General features: G+C 60.0%; 12 protein-coding genes. 9 read left to right on the forward strand and 3 right to left on the reverse strand.

Annotation, left to right across the window (positions count from 1 at the left end):
- Positions 1-109: 109 nt before the first annotated feature.
- The 7 genes from Mal65_RS16845 to Mal65_RS16875 all read left to right on the forward strand — a co-directional run bounded on the left by Mal65_RS16845 (position 110) and on the right by Mal65_RS16875 (position 8,724).
- Positions 110-1,186, forward strand: a complete 1,077-nt coding sequence (locus Mal65_RS16845; RefSeq protein ID WP_165701331.1) for a hypothetical protein — start codon at positions 110-112, stop codon at positions 1,184-1,186.
- Between the two features lie 281 nt (positions 1,187-1,467).
- Complete coding sequence (gene rpmA, locus Mal65_RS16850; RefSeq protein WP_145300089.1) at positions 1,468-1,719, forward strand: 50S ribosomal protein L27; 252 nt, start codon at positions 1,468-1,470, stop codon at positions 1,717-1,719.
- A gap of 181 nt (positions 1,720-1,900) precedes the next feature.
- Positions 1,901-3,103 (forward strand): GTPase ObgE, encoded by a 1,203-nt coding sequence (obgE, locus tag Mal65_RS16855; protein WP_145300092.1) that lies wholly within the window; start codon positions 1,901-1,903, stop codon positions 3,101-3,103.
- Positions 3,100-3,999, forward strand: a complete 900-nt coding sequence (locus Mal65_RS16860) for a type III pantothenate kinase (protein ID WP_165701332.1) — start codon at positions 3,100-3,102, stop codon at positions 3,997-3,999. Before obgE ends, Mal65_RS16860 begins: the two co-directional genes overlap by 4 nt.
- Before the next feature lie 46 nt (positions 4,000-4,045).
- Positions 4,046-5,026 carry a CAF17-like 4Fe-4S cluster assembly/insertion protein YgfZ gene (gene ygfZ, locus Mal65_RS16865; protein WP_145300098.1) on the forward strand — a complete coding sequence of 327 codons (981 nt, stop codon included), beginning with the start codon at positions 4,046-4,048 and terminating at the stop codon, positions 5,024-5,026.
- Positions 5,019-5,669 carry an ECF-type sigma factor gene (locus tag Mal65_RS16870; RefSeq protein WP_145300100.1) on the forward strand — a complete coding sequence of 217 codons (651 nt, stop codon included), beginning with the start codon at positions 5,019-5,021 and terminating at the stop codon, positions 5,667-5,669. Before ygfZ ends, Mal65_RS16870 begins: the two co-directional genes overlap by 8 nt.
- 79 nt (positions 5,670-5,748) lie before the next feature.
- Entirely contained in the window at positions 5,749-8,724 is a 2,976-nt protein-coding gene (locus Mal65_RS16875; protein WP_145300103.1) for a serine/threonine-protein kinase, read from the forward strand.
- Between the two features lie 5 nt (positions 8,725-8,729).
- Here the strand turns inward: Mal65_RS16875 and lepA are convergent, their stop codons facing one another.
- Both lepA and Mal65_RS16885 read right to left on the reverse strand, forming a co-directional pair.
- Positions 8,730-10,529: a translation elongation factor 4 gene (lepA, locus tag Mal65_RS16880; RefSeq protein WP_145300106.1), complete on the reverse strand. Its 1,800-nt coding sequence runs from the start codon at positions 10,527-10,529 to the stop codon at positions 8,730-8,732.
- Between the two features lie 66 nt (positions 10,530-10,595).
- Positions 10,596-11,633 (reverse strand): ROK family protein, encoded by a 1,038-nt coding sequence (locus Mal65_RS16885; protein ID WP_145300109.1) that lies wholly within the window; start codon positions 11,631-11,633, stop codon positions 10,596-10,598.
- A 264-nt stretch (positions 11,634-11,897) separates the two neighbouring features.
- On the opposite strand from Mal65_RS16885, the gene Mal65_RS16890 reads away from it, so the two are divergent.
- Positions 11,898-13,268 carry a glycosyltransferase family 4 protein gene (locus Mal65_RS16890; protein ID WP_145300112.1) on the forward strand — a complete coding sequence of 457 codons (1,371 nt, stop codon included), beginning with the start codon at positions 11,898-11,900 and terminating at the stop codon, positions 13,266-13,268.
- A gap of 28 nt (positions 13,269-13,296) precedes the next feature.
- Here Mal65_RS16890 and Mal65_RS16895 read toward each other — a convergent pair whose 3' ends face one another.
- Positions 13,297-15,063, reverse strand: coding sequence for a B12-binding domain-containing radical SAM protein (locus tag Mal65_RS16895; protein ID WP_174820182.1), 1,767 nt, complete (start codon positions 15,061-15,063; stop codon positions 13,297-13,299).
- Between the two features lie 352 nt (positions 15,064-15,415).
- Here Mal65_RS16895 and Mal65_RS16900 point away from each other — a divergent pair, with 352 nt between their 5' ends.
- A complete protein-coding gene (locus tag Mal65_RS16900) occupies positions 15,416-24,415 on the forward strand; it encodes a type I polyketide synthase (RefSeq protein ID WP_145300114.1) in 9,000 nt (2,999 codons plus the stop codon).
- Positions 24,416-24,430 lie beyond the last annotated feature (15 nt).

Raw genomic sequence — 24,430 nt, forward strand, 5'->3', positions numbered from 1 at the left:
AGTCCCGTCGATCGGGGCCGACGGGTCGTCTGTCGCCCGCTGTGGGGTCGAATCGATCGCCCCGTTCGTCGTGCCCGCTGCGTCGCGTCCACTTCTCGCTGCCCCTTCTATGGCCCATTTCACTGGGACGTCCCGCATGATTGCATTGCCGTCGACCGCTGCCGCCCGGCCTGGACACCGCGGGCATGTCACGAATCGGTCCGCCGGTTGGTGGTTGTCCGGTCTGTTGGTCCTTTGCGGCCCGGCCGCATCGGCGATCGCCCAAAATGGTGCCAACGTCAAAGACCCGTCGCAGCAGGTTCAAACGCCGTTTGCTGCGGGCGTTTTGATCGAAATCCCACCGGCGCCGAAGCCCGAAGAAACCAATTCGGGCCCGTTCCCGATGAGCGAACTGGAGCAGATTCACCCGGAAATCGCCTGGCAGGGCGAAGCCTATCCCGAAGGCAAGCCGCATTTCCAGGCGGCCAGCCGGACGCTGGCCCAACGGGCTCAACGCGTCACGCTGCGACGCGAGATCTATTGTTTGGAGTTTTCCTTCAAGCCGCTGCGACAGATCTTTGCCGACGTCCCCGCACCCGGCGGCCAGACCCAGCGAAAGCTGGTCACGTACATGGTTTTCCGTCTGCGTTACCGGGGCAACGATCTGCGTCCGGCCACCGAACGCGTCGGCGACGCGGATCTGTACGAACGGATCGAAGCGGTCAGTTATCCGTCGAAGCGTGGTTTTCCGATTTTGGAATTGGTAAACCGCGAAACCGGCCGGAGGGTGATCGATCGTTTGCTGCCGTCGGTCAAAGAACAAATCACTCGGCGGGAACAAATCGTGGTTCCGCTGTACAACACCGTGGAAATCAGCCGGCAAAAGATTCCGTTGTCTCGTGACCCCGAAGCCCCCGGCGTTTGGGGACTGGCGACTTGGACCGACGTCGATCCGGACATCGATTTCTTGTCGGTCGACGTCTTCGGGCTGACCAACGCCTTTGAAATCGATGACTTGGGCAGCGACAGCCAGTATCGCCGCAAGGCACTGTCGCTGAACTTCTTCCGCCCCGGCGACGCGGTCAATCCGACCGAGGACAAGATCCGCTTCGGCGTTCCCCCGTACAGCAACCCGATCGACCAGCAGGTGATCTTGGACAAGTATGGCTTGGAAGAACGCCTTGATTATCGGTGGATCTTTCGCTAGCTTTCTCGATTCGAAATTCGCCGTCCGTCCGGCCTGAAATTTGTCTCGCCGCGTTTTTGCACTGCGGTGCCAGATTTCCGCGTCGCGGTGCCGACGAACGGACTTGAACCAGTCGACTCCTATACCCTTCAGCCACTTCCGATCCGGCGGCCCTTTACCGGTCCGATTCGTGAAGGGTTTGAACGGTCCGGTGGCACAGGCCATCGCGGGATGGGTCGCCCCCCGGTTCGACACAGTTTTGCAATACGCACTTTGGCAATCCGAATAAAGAAGACCCATCGATGGCACACAAAAAGGGACAAGGTAGTAGCCGAAACGGCCGTGACAGCAACGCGCAACGTCGTGGCGTCAAGCGTTTCGGTGGCCAAGCGGTGACCGCCGGCAGCATCCTGGTTCGTCAGGTCGGCACCAAATTCAAGCCCGGTCGCAACGTCGGCATCGGCAACGATTACACGCTGTTTTCGCTGGTCGACGGCACCGTCCGTTTCGACCAAGAAGGCCGCCGGGTCAATGTCGACTTGGCCGAAGCCTGATCGCAACGATTTGACCGACGCCCGGGAATCGCCCGCCATCCGTCTCGGCTGTTGACATCCATCGCTAGGCCAACCGTCAGCCCCATGGGCACGCGACGGTCGGCTTTGCCTTGGTGAATTTCCGCCGCACGATGCCGATGTGCGTCTCCCCCTCCGGGCCATTGATAGACCAGCCGCTGCCATGTTCGTCGACCGTGTCCAAATCGAATTGCAGGCCGGTCGCGGTGGCGATGGTTGCATGAGCTTTCGCCGTGAAAAGTACGTTCCCCGCGGCGGTCCGGACGGCGGCGACGGTGGCAACGGCGGCAGCCTGATCTTAGAAGCCAAGCTGGGCGTCAACAGCTTGGCCGCGTTTGCTAATCGGCACTTCTATCGCGCCCCCAAAGGCCAACCCGGGCAAGGTTCGATGCGGCACGGGCGCAACGGCAAGGACGAAACGCTGTACGTCCCGCCGGGCACCACCGTGATCGATGCCCAGCACGGCTTTGTGATCAAAGACTTGACCCAGCCAGGCGAACGCTTCGTGATCGCCCACGGCGGCAAAGGCGGTCACGGCAACGCGCGTTTCAAATCCAGCACCAATCAGGCACCGCGGCATCGCACGTTGGGCGAGGAACCGGAAAGCCGGGCGGTGATTCTGGAACTTCGATCGATCGCCGACGTCGGCTTGGTCGGCAAGCCGAATGCGGGCAAAAGCACGTTGTTGTCACGCATCAGCAGTGCAAGACCCGAAATCGCCGATTATCCGTTCACGACGAAGCATCCCAACTTGGGAATCGTCGACGTGGACATGGAACGGTCGTTTGTGCTGGCGGACATCCCCGGTCTGATCGAAGGGGCCAGCGAAGGCGTCGGATTGGGACACGAATTTCTGAAGCACGTTGAACGCGCCGGCTTGCTGGTTCACTTGGTCGAACCGGCACCGATCGACGGCACCGAACCGTTGCAGAACTACCAGGCCATTCGCGAAGAAATCTGTGAATACGATGCTTCGCTGGGCGAACGCGACGAATTGCTGGTCGTCACCAAAGCCGAATTGGACGGCGCCGACGACGTGGCCCGGGAACTGTCCGAACAAACGGGCCGACAGGTTCATCTGATCAGCGCGATGACCGGCGAAGGGCTGGACACGCTGACCGATGCGATCATGCAACGGGTCCAGCAACGCCGCCAAGCACTGATTGACGCGGGCGAAGATGTCGTGATGCTGCGGCCCGAAGACGCCAAGCCCACCAAAGGCGAAAAGGTCGCCAAGCGTCGACGTCGGGTACCGCCTCATTTGGCCGGACCCACTGCGGAGTTGAGCAACGATTTGCAGGCCAAGGATTACCAGGACGTAAACGAATCGGATTCGGACGGCTCGGATCCAAAGGAGTCGTCTTGAGCGTCCAGGCATCTCATCCGTCGGCCGCATCCTGGCAGCCGCCCGGAGGAATTGTGGCGGTGGACTTGGGCAACACGGCCGCCAAGGTATTGATCTCCGACGCGTTGGCAGGCATTCGCCCTTTTGGTTCCGATCACGCTTCACCGCTGTCCCGGTCGTTTGCCATCGACGCCGGGCCTTGGACCGACCAGGCAATTGATTGGGTGCGGCAGCACGCTTCGGCCGTGCATCAGTGGCGTCTTGCCAGCGTCAATCGCGGTGCCGAGTCACGACTGCAGTCGGATATTTTGAAGCGATTCCCGAGTGCCGACGTGGTGCGGGTGGTTCACGACCGTGTGCCGGTCACCAGCGATCTGGCGGCCCCCCAGCGAATCGGAATCGATCGTCTGTTGTGCGCGTTTGCGGCCGGTCTGGCCGACCCCGGCGCCTCGCGACGTGCCACGACCTTGGTCGATGCAGGTTCAGCGGTCACGGTCGATTTTCTGGACGACCAGGGAATCTTTCGGGGCGGAGCCATTTTGCCGGGGTTGAATCTGCAGGCCCGTTCTTTGGCGACCGGAACAGACCTATTGCCCCAAATCGACTGGATCAGCGAAACGTCATTGCAGTCGCCCGGCAAGGACACCGTCGCGGCGATCCGGCTGGGCATCTTGTCGGGCGTTGCCGGAGCGATCGACCGGCTGGCGACCCGATACGGCACCGATCGGGTGCTGATCACCGGCGGTGATGCCACCGCGATCGCCCCGCACTTGAGCGTGGCCCATCGTGTCTGTCACGACATGGTGGGGGTGGGCATCCTGGCGTGCCGCTGTTGGTCGCCATCGGAATCAGCGTCCGGCCCCACCGAATCACCGCCCGATCCGGCCGACGCGACGCCGACACAGCGACACTGTTGACCGTTCCACTGCACTGGTATCCTGCCCTGCTGCAGCGATCACAGCCATGATTTACGTTCTGAACCAACCCACCATCGTTGACCTTTGTGGCGCCGACGCGGACCAGATTTTGCACAATCTGACCACGGCGGACGTGCGTGCGCTTGCCGTCGGCCAGGGCTGTGAATCGTTCATCACCGACGTCCGCGGAAAGACGCTGCATCATGTCATGGTGTATCGAACGGACCAGGGATTTCGTTTGGTCGGCCCCGGTGGCGAATCGGCCAAGGATCCCCAAGCATCGTTTTCCCAACGTTTGGTGGACCACTGCGACCGTTACATCATCCGCGAAGACGCCACCCCGACGATCGTCGAAGGCGATTGGCGACTGTGGGTCGCCGACCCGGAATCCGCCGCCGGTTTGAACGATTCCTGGCACGATTGTTCGTGGCTGGGACCGGGCAGTCGGATGTGCTGGTCCACTGACGACGCGTCCGTTTCACTGGTTGGACCTGTCGGTGACCAAGCCGCGTTTCATTGGCACCGTGTCATCGCCGGCTTTCCCTGGTACGGCATCGACTTGGACGATTCGAATCTGCCTCAGGAGGCTGACCGCGATTCCCAGACGATCAGCTTCACCAAGGGCTGTTATCTGGGCCAGGAAACCGTGGCCCGCCTGGACGCGTTGGGACAAGTCCAACGCAAACTGGTGCACTGGGCGATCGGACCTGCGGACGATTCACCGACGCCGACTTCCGATGGTTCGGAACCATTGGCGGTCACCGTGACGTCCGGCACCACGCTGCAGGCGGGTGAAAAGAAGGTCGCCCGGCTGACCAGCTTGGCAACGCTGCGGCCACCGGAGGGCGTCGCCGAATCGGCGGTCGAAAAATTCCGATCAATGACGCAATCCATCTCGTTTCCCGTCGCCGCCGTGGCGATGGGTTTCGCCCGGCGAAGCCACTTCGACCCCGGCGCCCGTGCCGAAGGATCCGATGCCGCCGGTCTACCGATCCAGGGTGAAGTATTGGCCGTGCCCCATGAATGATCCGCAAACGGAATCGTCCGAAGAATTTTTGGCTCAACTGGAACGGGTCCGCCAAGGCGATGATGAAGCGACGGCACAACTGTGGCATCGCTACTTTGCCCCGCTGGTGCGTTTGGCCGCCGGCCGTCTGCCGACCAGCTTGCGCCGAACCGGCGACGAAGAAGACATCGCATTGTCAGCCTTCAACAGTTTCATCGCCGGAATCCGCCGCGATCAATTTCCAGATCTCAGCGGCCCGGACAACTTGTGGGGCCTGCTGATCACCCTGACCAGCCGCAAGGTCCACGCCCATTTGCGGCACCACACACGGCAAAAACGGGGCGGCGGCAGCGTCCGCGGCGAATCGGTTTTCATCGATCCGGCGGGCGAAAAACGTAACAATGGAATCGGCGGAGTGTCCGATGACTTGGGCCCCCCCGATTTGCAGGTCGAATTGGCCGAAGCCTGCGACACGCTACTGGATCAGCTGGATGATGACCAGCTGCGCCAGATCGCGGTGATGCGAATGGACGGGTTTCTGGTTGACGAGATTGCCCAACGTTTGCAACTAAGCAAGCGGGCCGTTGAACGAAGATTGCAGTTGATTCGTCGTATCTGGAGCGAACAAGCTGAATCAGCGGCGACGGACGACACCCAGGATTAACGATTGTCCAGTGGGTGCGGCGACGTCACGGTACCAAACTAGGTAGGAATGCGACCTTCACGGACAACGGATCCACGGGATGACCAAACAACTAAGCGACCTGACGGCAAGCGAATTAGCCCGCCTGGACGCGATCTGCCTGGAATTCGAAGACAGACTACGCAAGGGCGTCAACAACGTTGATGACCTGATCGCATCCTTCCTGGACCGTTTCGATGGATCCTCCAGCGAACTGTCCCCCGACCCGATCCTGCTGAAACAGGAATTGGAGTTGGTCGCCCGTGAATACGCCGGCGACGATTCACCTCGGCCGGTGATGGACGCGACGCGAGGTGCATTCGGTCTGCCTCCGGTCGACGATACCCCCGGCGCTTCGACAGGGTCCGCCGGTACCGCGACCTCTCCACCCGCTAACGGCGCCCCGCAGAGCGGATCGGCCGGCATTTCCCCCACCGGTCACAAACACCAAGCGGTTGTTGACGACGGCTTGCCCCACATCGGTGACACGATCGGCCCGTACATCATCGACGGCGAACTGGGACGCGGCGGGATGGGAATCGTGTTCCGCGCAACCGACACACGATTGGATCGCGTCGTGGCGATCAAGATGCTGTCGGTCGGCGGAAAACATCACGCGGAATTGGTCGAACGTTTCCAACGCGAAGCCAAGGCGGTCGCCAAGATCGTGCACCCCAACATCGTCGAATTGTTCGACGTGGGCCAACACAACGGCCTGCCCTATGCCGTGATGGAGTTCCTGCACGGTGAAACGCTGGTCGATCGATTCAAACAGGCACGGTTGTCGACCGACCAAGTCCGCCAAATCGGTGTTCAAATCGCTAGCGCGCTGGCCACATGCCACGCTTCCGGTGTGATCCACCGGGACTTGAAGCCCCACAACGTCATGCTGATGCACCGCAGTGGTGGCGTCGATTCGCGGATGAAATCGATCAGTGCCTCGAGCGTCGCCGATGAAGCCACGCAAATCATCCAACCCGATGACGCACCGACGTCCGGTTCGGGCGTATCGGTTTCCTCTCGCAGCAATCTGACCGTCAAACTGTTCGACTTTGGCCTGTCGCGAGTGCCCCGTGGCGGACTGGAGGTCAACGATGCGTTGCCCGCCGACGCGGATTCGCCGGCCGCCCATGATGCCAGCACCCAGGGCGGACTGGATGACCAAACTCGAGCCGGTCTGATCTTGGGAACGCCGGGTTACATGTCGCCCGAACAGGCCCGCGGCGAAGCGGTCACACCGGCGGCCGACCTGTTCGGCTTGGGTTGCGTCTTGTACGAAGCGTTCTATGGGCGTCGTGCGTTCGAAGGCCAAACGTCGGCGGATCGGTTCGCCGCGTCGCTGCACAAGGAACCGCTATACGATCCGATGCGACGCCGTGATGATCCGGAACTGGCCGAGATCATCGAACGCTGTTTGGCCAAGTCTGTTGACGACCGTCCCAGTTCGGCCGCCGAGGTCGCCGAAGCGTTGCGAATCGAACCGATCGCCGATCCATCGGGTTCGTCGATCAGCGGATTGGGTCCACCACCGGTCTCCGACGCCACCTTTGGCCGTCGACGATTTGTCGAATCGCTGATGGGCGGCGCCGCCGGCCTGATCATCGGCGGTCTTTGGCACCAACAGCTGACCGCAGCGATGTACGACATCCGATCACTCGGGGTGCTGACGTTTGTCGAACGTGGAAAGTTGCAAGAAACGCAATCACTGCGCCGTGAAGATCTGGGCGAACGAATCGCCAGCGAAGGCGAACAGTTGTCACAAGCGTTGGTCAACGAACTGAGCAAAGTCAAAGACTTGACCGTCGCCAAGTTCTTTCCGCTTTACGCCCAAAATCCAAAACAATACCAAGCCGCCGCAAGAGAACTGGATGTTGACGCGTTGGTCGACGGCCAGTTTCGACGCATCAGCGATGATACCGGCCAGTCCAAAGCACTGGAGATCAATCTGCAGATCATTTCCGGCGACGACGGCAAACAACTGTGGGGCGATACCGTCCTGGTCGCCGGCGGCGATAATTTGTTGGAGCGTAAGACGATGGCGTCGGCCTTGGTCAAAGCGATCGGCCGCGGCTTGTCATCCACGCGTCAATCCATCGACGGTCTCCGGCGTCCGAAAGATCCCGAGGTGCTTTGTTGCCTGAACAAGGGCGAAGTCAGCAACGATCCGGACAACGTCGGCGCGATGCGTAAATCGCTGGCTTGCTTCCAACACGCATTGGAAGGCGATCCGGAATACGCCGAAAGCCACGCCGGGGTGGCGTTGATGTCGGTTTCGTTGGCCGGCCGTGTCGACGGAGACGAATGCGTTTCGTTGGTCAACAAAGCTCGCGATCATATCCGCCTGGCTTTGACGTTTGACCCCGACAACATGAAAGCAAAGCTGGCCCGGGCGATGATCGATTGGCAAATCGATTTCAACTATGAACCGGCCTACAAAGTCCTGGAAGAACTGGCGCCCCAATATCCCAACGCCTGGCAGGTGTATCATCAATGGGGGCTGTTGTCGCTGACGATGTCACAAAACGCGATCGCGTTGCAACAATTGCGAATGGCCGTTCGTTTGGCGCCGCGGTTGCAATCCGCCAAAGCCGATGTGGCCCGTGCCCAGTGGTTGCGTGGTCAACGCAGCCGAGCCACCCAGGACGCGCAGTTCGAATTGGAAGAACGGCCCACTGACGTCTATGCCCGCGGCCTGTTGATCGATCTGCACGAACAAATCGAAGACTTCACCGCCGCAGCGGCCGTCGACCCGGAATTCGGATCACCCACCGGCGGCGGATGGAATCGATCGACGTATCAGAAGCGACGCGAACAACGGCTGTCGGCCATCCCGTACGGACCGTTCGGCAAAGTCAGCAACCAGATTTTGTTCTGGCAACGCTTTGGCACCACGGAACTTTCCAGTTACGAACAGTTCCACCTGTGGTCCAAAGCCCAGTCGCCGTCGCTGCCGTTCCTGTTGGCCCGGCACCCGGCGTTGCTGTCGATGCGGTCGGCTGATTATGGACGCGAAGTGTTGCCGCGTGGCTTTTTCTAGATCGACTAAGCCTGTTCGGAATCGCTAAGCACGGCCATGAAAGCTTTCTGGCTGATTTCGACATTGCCGATCGCCTTCATTCGCTTCTTGCCTTCCTTCTGCTTTTGCAGCAGTTTTCGCTTCCGCGTGATATCGCCACCGTAACACTTGGCCGTCACGTTCTTTCGCATCGCCGGCACGGTTTCTCGCGCGATCACACGGCTGCCGATCGCCGCTTGGACCGCGACCTCGAACATGTGACGCTCGATTTCTTTCTTCAAACGCTTCGCCACCGCACGGCCACGACGGTCGGCATCGGCGCGGTTACAAACGATGCTGAGAGCGTCGACACGTTTGCCGTTGACCAAAATGTCCATCCGCACCAGATCCGCCGGTTCATAGCCGACCATTTCATAATCCAGGGTGCCGTAACCGCGGGTGCAACTCTTGATCTTGTCGTGCAAGTCATAAACGACCTCGGCCAGTGGGATGTCATAAGTCAACATCGCGCGTCCGGCGGCCAAGTATTCCTGGCTTTTCTGAATGCCACGTCTTTCCTGGCACAGCTTCATCACGGGACCGATGAAATCATCCGGAACGATGACGTTGCACCGCACGATCGGCTGGCGAAATTCTTCGATGTCGCCGGGATCCGGAACGTCTTGTGGCTTGTGGATCTCGTGGACCTCGCCACGTTTGTCGGTGATCTCGTAGGTGACGTTGGGGGCCGTTTGCACCAAGTCGATGTCGGCTTCGTTTTCCAACCGTTGCTGGATGATTTCCATGTGCAACAGCCCCAGGAAGCCGCATCGAAACCCGAAGCCCAATGCGTCACTGGTTTCCGGTTCGAATTCAAAGCTGGGGTCGTTGATCGACAATCGTTCCAGCGCGTCACGTAATTCGCTGAAGTCCTGGCCGTCGCTGGGGAACAAGCCGCAATAGACCATTCGCTTGGGCCGGTCGTAGCCGGGCAACGGCTCGGCCGGGTTGTCGCCGGGAACGCTGACGGTGTCGCCGATGTGAACATCGGAAAGGCTTTTGATGTTGCAAATCAAATAGCCGACTTGGCCGGCCGACAGCGAATCACGCGACTGTCGCTGAGGCGTGAACTGTCCCAGTTCGACCACTTCGTGCTCGGTGCCGGCACGCAGAAACCGAATCTTCTGGCCTTTGCGAACCGCGCCCTGCCGGATCCGCACGTAGGTGATCGCGCCGCGAAAATCATCGTAGTTCGAATCGAACACCATCGCCTGTAGCTTGGCTTTCGGATCGCCGCCGGGATCGGGAACGTGTTCGATGATCGTGTCGATCAGCCCGTCGACGCCTTGCCCGGTCTTGGCACTGACGCGAACGCAATCGTCCGGATCGGTACCCAAGCTGTTCATCATTTCTTCGGCGACTTCATCCGGCCGCGCGTGGGTCAGGTCGATCTTGTTAATCACCGGAATGATGGTCAGATCGTGTTCCATGGCGGCAAAAGCGTTGGCCACGGTTTGAGCCTCGACACCTTGAAACGCATCGACCAGCAACAGCGCGCCTTCGCAACACGCCAGCGATCGTGACACTTCGTATTGAAAGTCGACGTGGCCGGGCGTGTCGATCAAGTTCAGTTCATAATCTTGGCCGTTTCGTTTGAAACGCATCGTCACGCTGCGCGCTTTGATCGTGATCCCGCGTTGGCGTTCCAGTTCCAAGTCGTCCAACAGCTGCGATTTCATCTCGCGTGTGCTGACGGTGCCGGTGACTTCCAACAGACGATCGGCCAGCGTGCTTTTGCCGTGGTCGATGTGCGCGATGATGCAGAAGTTGCGTATTTGTGTGGACATAAAGATCGCTATGCGAAGCCGCCCTTGGGTCATGGACGGTGTGAGTGTTTCAACCGATCAATCGATTCAATCGTGACGCGGATGTTCGTGTCGGGCGTATCCGGCGGCGCCCAGGTAGCCGGCGTCGCCGCCAAGGGAAGCGAACTGGATCGACGTGCCTTCGAAAACATTGTCGAACGTGCGAGCCCGAAACTCATCGGCCACGCCCTTTAGGAATCGGCGGCCGACGTCACAATCAGCACCGCCGAAATTCATCGCGCCGCCCAGAACGACGCTGCCGGGATCGGTGATGTGGACGATCGTGGTGACGCCGATGCCCAACCATTTTGCCGTTTCGTCGACGATTTCCAATGCCAACTGGTCACCTTCGATCGCGGCTTCCCAAACCCGCTTGGCGGTCAGCTCGGTATCGCTGCCACCCATCGAACCGCTCAAACAGCTGTCTTGACCACGGGTCAATTGCTCCAAAGTTCGCTGGACCACGGCACTGGCCGACGCATAGGCCTCCAGTTGCCCACGTCCGCCCCCCCAGACACACAGCCGTGCGGTGGGCGATGGATCAACGATCAGATGCCCGCATTCGCTGCCGAAACTGTTCACCCCGTTGACCAATTCGCCGTCGACGATCAGCCCGCCGCCGACGCCGGTGCCCAACGTCAGCAACACCATCGAACGGTCCGCACGCCCACTGCCCAGCCAAAATTCGCCGTAGGCGGCCGCATTGGCATCGTTCAAAAACGTGACCGGCCGTCCGAATCGCTGGGCGATCGCGTCGACCAGGTGATAGCCCCACCAGCTTGGCAACTGTGGCGGCTGAACGAGCGTCCCGGCCTGCAGATCCATTGGCCCGGGAGCCCCGACGCCGACCGCGGCCACCCGTGTTTGAATGCCCAACTGGCGGTCGATTTCTGCGGCCACCTCGGCGACGCGACCGACCGCCGCTTCGGGACCTTCGCTTTCACGCGTCGGGATCCGCCGATACGCGACCGTGCCTCCGTCGCTGTCGACCAGGCCGATTTTGATGCCCGTGCCGCCGATATCCACGCCCCAGTAGAATGGCGGCTTGGCGTCGCCGATGTCGATCAATGCAGGGGTGCTGGTCATATACGTTGGACAGGATCGTCGATGGGCCGCGGCACGACGGTGGGGTGGTTCGCGTGCAAAGCTGAAATGTCAAAGACGTGGAAGTATAGGAACGCCCCGACATCGTCACAACGCGGCCCCTTTGGTCGATCCACCGCTGTCGGACCTGATCCGCACAGTTCCGAGGCCCGATCCGGGTCAAGTCGCCATTTGGGTCCGACCCCCGGCATCGGCGTCCGGTCCAGCCTGTTCGTCCCCGCCTGCCCTCAAACGTTTCCCCAGCGCATGAAGCTTGTCTACCTGACCGCCGGAGCCGCCGGGATGTACTGCGGCAGTTGCATGCATGACAACGCGCTGGCCAGAGCGTTGGCGGGCAGAGGCGTCGATTGTGTGCTGCAACCGCTGTACACACCGATCCGCACCGACGAAATTAGCGTGGCGCGATCTCAGGTTTTCTTCGGCGGCATCGAGATTTATCTGCTTCAGCAGATGCCGTGGCTGCGATTCATTCCCGCCGCCCTGCGTTCTTGGCTGAACCATCCGGCGATCCTGCGATGGGCGACTCGCCGCGCCGGATCGACCGATCCGGCCGTCCTTGGCGATCTGGCCCTTTCGATGCTGCGGGGCGAACATGGCCGCCAAGCGGATGAAGTCCGGCGTCTGGTCGATTGGCTGGAATCCGACATGCGACCCGACGCGGTCGTGCTGACCAATTTGCTGATCGGTGGCATGCTGCCCACACTTCGGCGGCGGCTGCCGGAAACCAAGATCATCGTCTTGCTGCAGGGCGACGACATTTTCCTGGACCACTTGCCCGAGCAACAACGGGCGGAAGCAATCCGGCTGTGCAGCGACCTGGCCGAATCGGTGGATCATTTCGTCGTTAACAGTCGCTTCTACGGCGAAAAGATGTCCGCTTTGTTGGGCATTCCCGATGATCGCTGGTTGGTCCACCCGTTGTCGATCGACGTCGCCGAAATGCAGGCCGCCCCGAACAACGACGCCTCCGCCGAATCCGACAGCGCCAGCATTTTTCGTTTGGGCTACCTGGCACGAATCGCACCGGAAAAGGGCCTTCACCATCTGGTCGATGCCTTCATCGAACTGTGCCAACGCGACGAAACACCCGGCATCGAATTGCACGTCGCCGGCTGGATGGGTGACCAAAACCGACCGTACTTTGACCAGCTGGTCCGTCGAATCGAACAAACGGGTCTGGGCGATCAGTTTTTCCATCACGGCAGCCCCGACCTTAACGGCAAGATCCGGTTCCTGCGGTCTTTGGACCTGCTCAGCGTGCCGACCGATTACGAAGACCCCAAGGGCCTGTTCGTTCTGGAAGCGTTGGCCAATGGCGTGCCGGTCGTCCAACCCGACCACGGTGCGTTCGGTGAATTGGTCCAGTCCACCGGTGGCGGTTTGACGTATCCCTGCGACCATCCTGACGGACTGACAGACACGATCGATCGGCTGCGCAGCGATGACGAATTGCGAATCGCACTGGGACGCAAAGGCCAAAGCATCGTCAGCGAAAGGCACACCATCGACGGCGCCGCACAGAATTTGATCGACCTAATAACGTCACTTCAAAAGCACCAGCATCCCGACCTTCCTTTGTCGCCTGAATCTGGCAATCCCGCGACCGAGAACGTCTGATAGTCCCGCCGTGCCACGCCCGATAGTTTCAAGGGGAACCAGCATGGCTGGTCACCGAAACCGGCAATGCATCGGACGACGATTCGACCACCGGCAACGTGCCCAGTCTCCGGTGCATTTCCTGGACACTGCGTGGATACGCCGCGTGGTTTTCGGCAAAGTCGATCGAAACGTCCAACGCGTCCAGCATCTTTTCGGTCTGGCCATGAAAATGCAGATACGATCCCATCAACGTATGAGCGTATTCGAACTTGGTCGGCCCCATTAGCGCAGCGCGGAAGAAATTCCGCAGGTACAACCAGCGTGTCGAACGATCGGACAACAGCCGCCAAGCGATGGTGCGAAACCCACGAAACATCCGTCGAAATTCCCAGCCATTGGGAACGTGTTTATTGACGATCTTGATTCGGCGGGTCGTGTCCAAAACACGATCCATGAATGCTTTGGGGCTGTAAACGGTCGCGATGATCGTCCGCAATTCTTGATAGATTTCCAGCCGGTCACGCTGCGTTACGAAATTCAAACCGCTGATCGTTTGGTCCTTGGATTCATTGCTGCGAAGTTCATAATTGGACGAACCATCGGAAAGCCACTGGTGATTGGAATCAATCAGCCGTCGTTCCCGCGCCAAACGACGCGTCAACTGTGTGTTTGGCAGGGCACTCAACAGCCCGACCATCGACAACGCGATTCCACTTTCTTGGATGAAGCGAATCATCGGCCCATCGGTTCCCGGTTTATCCGTGTCGAACCCGATGATAAGCCCAGCGGCGATGGAAATGCCGTGATCGTAAATTGTGCGCACCCGCTGAATGATAGGCTGGACGGTGTTGATCCGTTTTTGGGTATGAATCAACGTCTCTTCATCAGGCGATTCGATCCCCAAGAAGACATAACGAAACTGAACCTCACGCATCAGCTTCATCAGATCCGTATCGTCAGCCAGATTGATGCTGGCCTCGGTGGAAAACACAAAAGGGTAATTGTGTTCTTCGTTCCAGGTTTTGATGGCTTCAAGCAACGGACGGATCAGTTTCCGATTGCCGATGAAGTTGTCGTCGGTAAAATCCACCCAACCGCGATAGCCCAGGTCGTACAGCGTTTGCAGTTCCGCGACGAATTGCTGTGGCGTTTTTACTCGCGGTACGCGACCGAACAATTCGATGATGTCACAGAATTCACAGTTGTAAGGGCAGCCACGCGATGACTGGACGCCGACGTGCAAATAGTCGTCAAATGAAATCAGATCGAATCGTGGCGTCGGGGTCTTCGTCACATCCGGTTTGCGTTCGGATTGGAACAATCCTCTCGGATTGCCGTCACGCCAACTGTCCAGCCAAATTGGAATGGTTGCTTCGCCTTCGCCGGTGACCACCGCGTCGGCATGTTCATAGATGTGGGGTTGGCTGGTCGGATCGGGACCGCCCACGGCAATGAACTTTCCGTCGGCCTTGGCCTTTTCGATCAGCTTCAAGACGCCGGGCTGTTGGGGCAGCATACCGCCGGTACAGATGATATCGGCGTTCCGCCAAGCTTCTTCGTCCAGCGGCCCGACATTCAAATCGCACAGTTCAAACTGCCACGAATCGGGCAACAGGGCGGCGACGGTCATCAGCCCCAAGGGTGGCGCGGTGGCCTTGGCCCCGATCGCCCGGGCACTTTCGACGAAATTCCAGTAATTGGTCGATTCGAAACACGGCTGAACCAACAGACAACGGATCGGCCCGTCGGGGTTTTCCGGCAATCGGCCCAGGCCGGCCAGGGCCACATCGTGCTGTGCTTCGGAATCGGACATCGGCGGTCTCCGTCGTTTCGGTTGCTGGTCACCGGTAAATTCACCGGATTTCGGTTTCGCTTCGACCCGGTGGCCGGACCCATGAATGCCCCCCGCCTGTGCCCCCCCTTGCCGCTGTCGTCGGTCACCGCTCCGAAGAACGGTTTTTAGACTCCTGCGTCTAACACGATCCTCCGAACGACGCGGCCAATCAAGCTCGCAAGGATAATGCGGCTTATCACGCCATTTACCGCCTATAAGGCAGGTTAACGCCTGACCATTAAAGGAAAGCCTGGGAGTTTCCCCCGCTCATACTAGACTGCGTGCTTGTCGCACCCCTCGCGAGCCAGCACTTTTCTGTCGCCGATTTGTCATGTCAGCCCCGTCGTCGAAGCCGAATTCCGTCCTGCTGACCGGTGCCACCGGGATGGTCGGATGCCACCTGCTGGACCGGTTGATCGACCGCGGACGAAATGTCGTTTGTCTGGTGCGTGGGCAAGACGATGACCAGGCCCGACATCGCGTCGATGAAGTTTTGAAGCGATTCGGGCGTCGATTGGATGATCACGCCGACCAGATCGACGTCTTGGCCGGTGACCTTTCCGCCGAAGCGGTCGGATTGTCCCCGACCCACCGTGACCACCTGGCGACCCGCGTGGACACCGTGCTGCACTGCGCCGCGTCGCTCAGTTTTCGCCCCGCCAGCGAATCGGTGCAGGGCGAACCGTACCGCACCAACGTCGACGGGACCCGTCACTTGGTCCAGTTGGCACGCCAAATCGGTGTGAAGGACTTTCATTATGTGTCGACGGCCTACGTCTGTGGTGCCCGCCGCGGACGCGTGCTGGAAGCCGATCTGGATCACGGCCAATCATTCGCCAACGATTACGAACGCAGCAAGTTGTTGGCCGAACAGATGCTGCGGAACACGCCCGGCATCCGAGTCAGCTTTTATCGTCCGTCAATCGTGATCGATTCGACCGGGCGATCCCCCGTCACCGCGGACCGAACGGTGTACGGCGCCTTTCAAACGTATCGTGCTTTGGCCAGCCGTTTTGGCCTGCCCCGTGAAGGCGGATGGTTTTCAACCCTGGGCTTCACCGGTGACGAACGCAAGAACTTGGTCGAAGCCGACTGGGTCGCCGATTCAATCATCGCTTTGATGCACAGCCCGCCGCATCACCAATCCACGTACCACTTGACGGCACCGACGGGGACTCCGATTCAACAGCTGGAAACGGCTTTCCGCGAAGCATGTCGTCGTGAGGGTGTGGCCGAACAAAACGGTAACGAATCGGCCGAAGCGTCTGCGGTCTTTCAAACGATGGCCGCCCCGTACGTTCAAACCTTCCTGCCCTATTTCAACAACGATCCGGAGTTTGATCGATCCGCGACGTCCGGTGCCTTGATCGGTTTGGGACGTCCGGTCGCCGGTGACGTCACCACCGCCGATTTGATCGGGTTGCTTTCGACGGACAAGACAGTTTCGCCCGCCAAACGGCAGGCCGTACCGCCCGTCGCAGCCTCGCAAAATGCCAAGACGAACGATGAAAGCGATGACAGCGATCCGCTGGTAATCGCGGGCTTCGACGTTTGCCTGCCCGGCGGCGCGGTCGGCCGCCAGGCTTTCGCCGACTTGTTGCTGGGGAACCGATCAGCGATCGACGAAGTGCCGCATGATCGCTTTGACCGCTCGCTTTATTTTGATCCCCGACGCGGCCAAATCGGCAAGTCCTACACCACGCTGGGCGGTTGCGTCGGTGAATCAGCGATCGGGCCGGACGTGGCCGACCGTGCGGCAAGGATCGGGCAATTCGACCCCTGTCACTTGCAATTTGCGACCGTGGCTTTGTCCGCCTGGCAACATGCCGGCGCCGAAGCCAACGATGACTTGGCGGCCCGCTGTGGCATTTACGTCGGACACAGTGGCGGGACCAAACTGGGTGGCCCGCTTGCCATGTCGACGTTGGCCGAAGTGGTGTCTGAACAGATTCGCGAGGTCGCAGATTTCCCACGCAGCAATGATTCATTGCGAGCCGAAGTCACTGCAGCCTTGGTCCGGCGTCTTCGCGAGACACGCCCGCATCGAAAGCTGGACGCTGAAACGCATTTCAACGCCTATAGCGCGGCCTCACTCGCGGCACAACTGTTGGACCTGGGTGGCCCTCGTGAAGTCGTCGATGCCGCGTGCGCATCGTCCTTGGTCGCACTGCAACATGCGGCCACCGCGATCCGGGCAGGTCGAATTGACACGGCGATCGTCGGCGGCGCCACGTACAACAGCGTCGACAATTTGATTCTGTTTTCGCAGTCACAAGCCTGCAGCGACGAACACAGTTGCCCCTTCGACGAAAACGCCAGTGGCCTGATCAGCAGCGAAGGATACGTGGCGGTCGTCTTAACGCGTCGCAGCACGGCGCGGCGATATGGCTTGAACGAACTTGCCGAACTGGTCGGCGTCGGCTTGGCATCGGACGGTCGCGGAAAAAGTCTGTGGGCCCCGCGGACTGAAGGCCAGCAATTGGCGATTCGCCGTGCCTATGATCGTTCGCCCGCGTTGTCCATCGACTACATGGAATGTCATGCGACCAGCACCCAAGTCGGCGACGCCACCGAATTGACCTCGCTTTCGACCTTGCTGGAAACCGATAGCAACCGCGGCCCCGGTCGACCGTTGGCGATCGGCAGTGCCAAAAGCAATTTCGGTCACACCTTGGAAGCCGCCGGGCTGGTCGGCCTGACGAAGGTGCTCGTTGCGATGCAGCACGAAACCCTGCCGGCATCCCTGAACTTCCAATCGCCAACGCCGCACTTTGATTGGACGCAAGGCCGCTTAAGCGTGGTGGATCAAAACCGAGCCTGGCCGACCAACACAAACCGCCAAGACAAATCCGCCGCGGTCAACGCATTCGGCATCGGCGGATTGAACGCGCACGCGGTGATCCGCCAAGCAGCGCCGACCAATCCCAAAGTTCCGAATCCCCTTTCCAACCAATCCGCCGTCCGCGTTCGTCCGGACGATCGTTCATCGCGACCGGCGTCGGGCCAATCGATCGCAATCGTCGGGCGCGGCGTCGTTCTGCCGGGTGCAAACAACGTGGCGGCGATGTCCGCGTTGTTGGCAAACGGCCGGTCGATGATCGCGTCGCCTCCCCAAGACCGATGGACGGGCGAAAACGTGTTCGCCGTCGATCGCCAGCCTTTCCGAACACCGCATTGCCTGGGCGGTTATATCCGCGACTATCAATTCAACGGCCAACCGTATCGAATCCCGCCCAAGCAAGTCACTTATGCCAATCCGATCCAAATGATGTTGATCGATGCGGTACGGCAGACACTGGACGAATTGGGCGAGCCCGCGGATTTCCATGTGCCCGCCGACCGCGCTGTGATCGATCGCCGGCGGACATCCGTGGTGGTGGGAACGATTTTCGGGGGCGAGTTTTCCAATCAGCTACAGGTCGGCATGCGTGTGCCGGAAATTTGTCGACACGTCCGCCAGTGCCTTTCTGGTCAAGTCGACGTGGGCACATCGATCGACCGTTGGATGGATCAGTTCGCCCAGCACCTGATCCATCGCAATCCCGCAATTTTGGACGAAACCGGCAGCTTCACCGCCAGCACATTGGCTTCGCGTATTGCCAAGACCTTCGACTTGATGGGCGGTGCGTGTGCCGTCGATGCCGACGACACATCTGGCATGTTGGCACTGATGACGGCGGTCGATCAACTGCGGTTCGGCCAAGCGGACACGGTGATTTGCGGCGTCGCACAGCGTTCATTGGACTTGGTGGCTTTTGAACAGTTGAGCCTGAGGGATCAATTGGTCCGCAGCGGACGTCCCATCGATGTTCCGGACGATTGCCGCCAAATCTTGCCCGGCGAAGGCGTCGCGGTGCTGTTGCTGCAGCGGCGCGAAGACGCTTTGAAATCGGGACACACGATCCACGGACTGATCGACCACATCGGGTGTGAACACATTGCCGCCCAGCACCGCGAAGACATTCGCTGTGATGCCATGGCCGGCGACAAACTGAATGCGGGTCTGGTTCGTCAGTTCGGCTATCTGTCGGGCGCGCATCCGATCGTCCGAACGGTCGCCCAGTCCATCCGGTGGGCTCGGCCGACCACCACCGATGAACCGTGTGAACTGTTCGCCGTTGCCGAAGACGGATTCGGTGTCCGTGCATCACTTACCTCAGGTCGACCGACGAACAATGCCGCCTTCTCCGGTGCAACGCCCCGTCACTCCGAATCAGCATCACCGACATCCACGAATTCCGCCGTCCGAGTTTCCGATGAACTGGGTACATCCGCCATGTCGCCACAAGCCACGCTAGACGAATCGATTCGCTCGGTGGTCTGCCGCACCGATTCGGCCTGTGCCGGTTCGCCACGATGGATGATTGCCACCGGAAACGACCAAGAAGCGATCCGTCGGCATCTGACAGACTGGGCGCAAAACCCCGATGACGCGTTTGCATCGTCCGCCACGGCATTCTCCGGTTCAACGAGTCGTTTCACAGCAGGCCTGGTCGTCACCGATCACCAGCGACTTAGCGAACAAGCCACACGCTTGTTGAAATTTTGGGACCAGGGCACGCGTGTCGCGGTGGATGAACGTGCCAGTGGACTTCTGTGGAAGAATCAACCCCAGCAGGACCGAGTCGCTTGGCTGTTTCCCGGCCAGGGTTCCCAATACCCGCGCCGTCCCGAGATCTTGGACCATCAAGCGGAATCCCAACATTCGTTGGACGAATTCGACAGAGAACTTCAGACGCTAGGCATCGCGTCGATTGCGGACCGATTGCATGATCCAACCAAAACCCTTGGGAAAGATGTCTGGTGGACGCAACTGTGGGTCTTGGGCGTCAGCCATGTGATGGCCGATTGCCTGGCTCGTGCGGGAATCCCGATGCACGTCGCGACCGGACACAGTTTTGGTGAATGCGGCGCGGCGTTACACAGCGGGGCAATGAATCTGGCCCAATCGATTCGCTTTGCCAAACAACGCAGCGAAGCCGTTCTGACCAACGTCCGGCAATCAGGCTGTTTGCTTTCGGTCCGTGGCGACGCCAGCCGAATCGCATCCGCCCTGCGACAAGGCGAATGCGATGTCGTCATCACGCACCACAATGCCCCACAGCAGGTGGTTGTCGCGGGAACGCCCGACGCGGTTGCCCAGGCCAAAGCCGTGCTTTCCGATGCTGGATTGGCCGCGGTGGTGATCCCGGTACCGGCGGCCTTCCACACGCCGATGATGGAATCGGCCGAAAAGATGCTGCGTCAGACCTTTGCATCGCATCGGTTGCGTCCGCCGGCCTGTCCGCTGCTGTCGTCCGTGTCGCTGCGTTACCTGGCCGATCCCGACGAGATCCTGGAAAACCTGATCGGCCAACTGACCCGACCGGTCCAGTTCGCGGCGACCATGGATCGGTTGTGCGATGACGGCGTCGGATTGATGGTGGAGGTCGGCCCATCGGACGTCCTCACACGCTTGTCCCGATCACGGAACGATGACCGCTCGATCGCGTTGTCCTTGGATGCCGGCGACGATACCGAGCGGCAGCTATCACTGATTCGCTTGGCGACCGCTGTTGTCACTGGCGGGCCATCGGACGTGAGTCGTACGTCGCGGCCACTATCACCTGCCGCCACCAATGATGCCCGCCAGCCCGATGTGGACGAACGGATTGATACCGCGGCAACCGAGGCGGCGATCACGATTGTCGACGTGACGGACAAGCGACGCAAAGCAAGCCAGAACTTAAGACCGGAGTCGTCTGGCGGAGCCACAGCTTCACCTGCCGCCAGTGATTCAAACGGTCATCACGTCAACGGCGTTACCAATGGACGAATCGCCAACGGTCACATCGGCAATGGCACCGCGGATTCACACACACAAGTGAATCATTCGATCCGTGACGTCAGATCCAATCGCATGGTTCCACCGACCGACGCGGTTTCGACTGGCCATCCAACCACCGGCCATGCTCCCACCAACACGACCGCGAAACAGGCGTCCGATTTGTTGGTCAACCTGGTCGTTGAACTAACGGGATACTCGCCCGACATTGTCGAATTCGATGCCGACTTGGAAGCGGAACTGGGAGTCGACAGCATCAAAAAGGCTCAGATCATCGGCGAATTGGCCGACTGGTCTGGCATGACGCTGGATCTGGCCCAGATGAAGTTAAGTGACTACACAACGCTGGGCGACATCCTGGATCTTTATTCCCAGCACTTCGGCCAACCTGCCGAAACAGCATCGGTGGCCCCGGCCGAACATCCTGTGTCGGTATCGGATGCGGTGGCAATCGCGTCAGCGTCCGCGGAAAACGCATCCGGCTGTGGATCGTTATCACAATCGGTTTCATCGCTGATGGTGGATTTCGTTGTCGATCAAACCGGCTACTCGCCGGACATTGTCGACATGCAAGCCGATTTGGAAGCCGAACTGGGCCTGGACAGCATCAAGAAGGCACAATTGTTGGGCGAATTGCAGGAACAATACGATCTGTCGGGTCTGGATCTGGGTCAGTTAAAGCTCGCGGATTTTCCAACGCTGGGCAGCATTCGTGATTTCGTCTTGCAACAGTTGGGCGAAGACGTCGCGACCGCCACTGAAAAAAAAAAGCCAACCGACCAAGGTAGCGCGGCGCTGACGCCCCAGTCGATCAATCCGCGAGCGTTTTCAAACCATCGACCGCACCCAAATGATTCCGATACGGGTGCCGTGACCGAAACGCCACCGAGTCCGATGGGTAGCACGTCTGTCGAACCGGCCCACGGACAAGGCAATGGCGTCGCGGTGGGCGTTTCCGATATCACGCGTCCGGTCGGCACGGCGTTCCCATCGGACAATAGTATTTCGACGACGCCAGAGATCGAAGCGCCGGCCCGCGGGACGTGCCGATTCGCGTTGCGGACCGTCCCCGCGGCACGTTTGACCGGCATGCCGGCGCAACCCGCTTTCTCGGGTGATGCCATTGTCGTCGGTCACAACCCGATTGCCGATGAAATCGAACGACGCTTTGGGCAAACCACATTTCGGTGCCATCGTTTTCCCGATCATTTATCCAGCCGCGATGTGGACCACTGGCTGAACCATCTGTGGGACCAGCACGCCACGCCGCACCTATTCATCACGACACCCCGCGACGACGCTGCGCTGGACACACTGGACGCCAAAGCGTGGGGGAAACGCCGTGACGCCGCGCTGATGACACCGTTTCGTGTCTGTCAGCGATGGATGCAGCGGATGATTGACGATGACCAAATGGATCACGCCAGCCTGTTGTCGGTCGTCGACGCGGGCGGCAATTTTGGCTTCGACGGTCAATGCATGCCCTCGGCCGAATCGGGCGGTATTGCGGGTCTGACCAAAGCCATGCGAATCGAATCCTGGATGCGTGGCCATCGGGAAACGCCGATGCTGATCGTCGACGGTGCGCCCGGTGCAACCGCATCGGATGTCGTCGACGGCGCATGGCGTGAACTCGCTCAACCGTCACACGACGAAGAAGTGGTGGTGGACGAAGCTGAACGCTGGACCATTGATGCACGCTATCAACCGCTGAACGAAGCACGCGGTCCGGCGGGCCCACCCAGCCGCGGCGGCGTCTGGGTCGTCAGCGGAGGTGGCCGCGGGATCACTGCGATGACCGCAATGTCGCTTGCCCAGCGTTACGATCTGTCCCTGCACTTGCTGGGCACCGCGCCGAATCCGTCGATCGACGATGTAACGCGTAACGCCGCATCCGCCGATCGAACTCAGTTGCGCCGCGACGTGATGCAGCGAGCCCAACGCGAAGGACAAAATCCGATCGAAACTTGGCGGGACCTGGAAAAGGCGATCGAGATCGACCAAACGCTTTCACTGTGCCGCCAGCGCGGAATCCGAGCGGTGTATCACAGCGTCGACGTGTCCGACGGCCCAGCGATACATCAAGTCTTGCAACGAATTCGCACCAGCGACGGTCCGATTCGCGGGGTGCTGCACGGTGCGGGTGCCGGTCAAGACGCACGGTTCGATCGCAAGCGTCCCGACAAGGTTGCCAAATGCATTGGGGCCAAAGTCGACGGATGTCTGCAACTGGCAACCGCCACCAACGACGATCCGTTGGAATGGTTCATCGGTTTTGGGTCGATCAGCGGTCGATTTGGTGCCAACGGTCACACCGATTATTCCCTGGCCAACGACATGCTGGCCAAGTGCATCGACCGTTTGCGGCAACAGCGTCCGGACGTCCGCTGTGTCACGTTCCACTGGCATGCCTGGGGCGACATCGGCATGGCGGCCAAACCGGAAGCGAAGCTGGCGTTGGAAATGATCGGGATGCAATTCATGCCGGCCGATGAAGGGCTGGCCCACTTCATGAATGAACTCGAATACGGTGGGGATCTTCCCGAGGTTTTGATCACCGATCGACGTTACATCCGAAAGTTCTTTCCAGGCCCCGCGATGCGGGAAACCGGCAGGCTTCAGTATCCGATGCTGGATCCATCGTCGCGTGGGATCGCCCCGGCCCAGGCTTACAAAATCACATTGGACCCGACGGTCGACCGTTTTCTGAATCAGCACACCGTCGGCGGAAAACCGACGTTACCGATGGTCATGGCCATCGAAATGATGGCCGAAGCGGCCGCACTGCAGGCCGGCCAGCGACGCATCACGGCATGCCGGAACGTCCGCGCGATCGCCGCGTTGAAATTCCACCATGACGATGCGATGGCGTGCGAGGTCATCCGCGACACGTCGCCATCGGAAGCCGATGCGGATGGTATTAACGGCCATTCCCAGCGGTGGCGTCTGTGCGCCGATCTGCGGAGAGGCGACGGCCGAATGGTCGAAGAGTGCCGAACCCATTTTTCCGGTGAATTTCTGATCGACAACGGTCTGGCCCCTTCAGGTCCGCCACCGGCTCCGGTGCAACACGGCGTTTGGGACGACATCCAATACCTGGGCAATGACGCGCCGGTGTACCACGGTGAATCGCTCCAGTGCTTACGTAAGGTCATGGTTGATACGGAACAAACCCGACTGTGGGGCCGCATCGCATCACCATCCCCCGCGCACCTGGGCGGGGAAGATCGACCGCTGGCGGGTTGGCAAATTCCCTGTGCCGCGATGGACGCTTGCTTATACGCCGCCGCGGTGCTGGCATATCGGCTGCACGATCGCCCGTCGCTTCCGGTCGGTTTTGAACAAATCGCTTTGGGACGGCTGCCGCTGGCCGGCGAACCGCTGATGATTCACTGGTCTGTCGAACAAAGCTTGCAACATGGCCTGCGTTTGCAAGGCAGTCTTTCAGGTCAAAACGGCGACACGATCGCACGATTCGACGGTTACGACATTGGTTGGCTTCGCTAGGTCCATGAGCTGAAC

Origin of the sequence: Crateriforma conspicua (genome assembly GCF_007752935.1) — a bacterium.
Classification (GTDB): Bacteria; Planctomycetota; Planctomycetia; order Pirellulales; family Pirellulaceae; genus Crateriforma; species Crateriforma conspicua.

What these genes read in the sequence shown, in the direction of transcription:
- Mal65_RS16845 (WP_165701331.1), top strand. Translation starts at nt 110, where the DNA reads ATGGCCCATTTCACTGGGACGTCCCGCATGATTGCATTGCCGTCGACC.
- rpmA (WP_145300089.1), top strand. Translation starts at nt 1,468, where the DNA reads ATGGCACACAAAAAGGGACAAGGTAGTAGCCGAAACGGCCGTGACAGC.
- obgE (WP_145300092.1), top strand. Translation starts at nt 1,901, where the DNA reads ATGTTCGTCGACCGTGTCCAAATCGAATTGCAGGCCGGTCGCGGTGGC.
- ygfZ (WP_145300098.1), top strand. Translation starts at nt 4,046, where the DNA reads ATGATTTACGTTCTGAACCAACCCACCATCGTTGACCTTTGTGGCGCC.
- Mal65_RS16870 (WP_145300100.1), top strand. Translation starts at nt 5,019, where the DNA reads ATGAATGATCCGCAAACGGAATCGTCCGAAGAATTTTTGGCTCAACTG.
- Mal65_RS16875 (WP_145300103.1), top strand. Translation starts at nt 5,749, where the DNA reads ATGACCAAACAACTAAGCGACCTGACGGCAAGCGAATTAGCCCGCCTG.
- lepA (WP_145300106.1), bottom strand. Translation starts at nt 10,529, where the DNA reads ATGTCCACACAAATACGCAACTTCTGCATCATCGCGCACATCGACCAC.
- Mal65_RS16885 (WP_145300109.1), bottom strand. Translation starts at nt 11,633, where the DNA reads ATGACCAGCACCCCTGCATTGATCGACATCGGCGACGCCAAGCCGCCA.
- Mal65_RS16890 (WP_145300112.1), top strand. Translation starts at nt 11,898, where the DNA reads ATGAAGCTTGTCTACCTGACCGCCGGAGCCGCCGGGATGTACTGCGGC.
- Mal65_RS16895 (WP_174820182.1), bottom strand. Translation starts at nt 15,063, where the DNA reads ATGTCCGATTCCGAAGCACAGCACGATGTGGCCCTGGCCGGCCTGGGC.
- Mal65_RS16900 (WP_145300114.1), top strand. Translation starts at nt 15,416, where the DNA reads ATGTCAGCCCCGTCGTCGAAGCCGAATTCCGTCCTGCTGACCGGTGCC.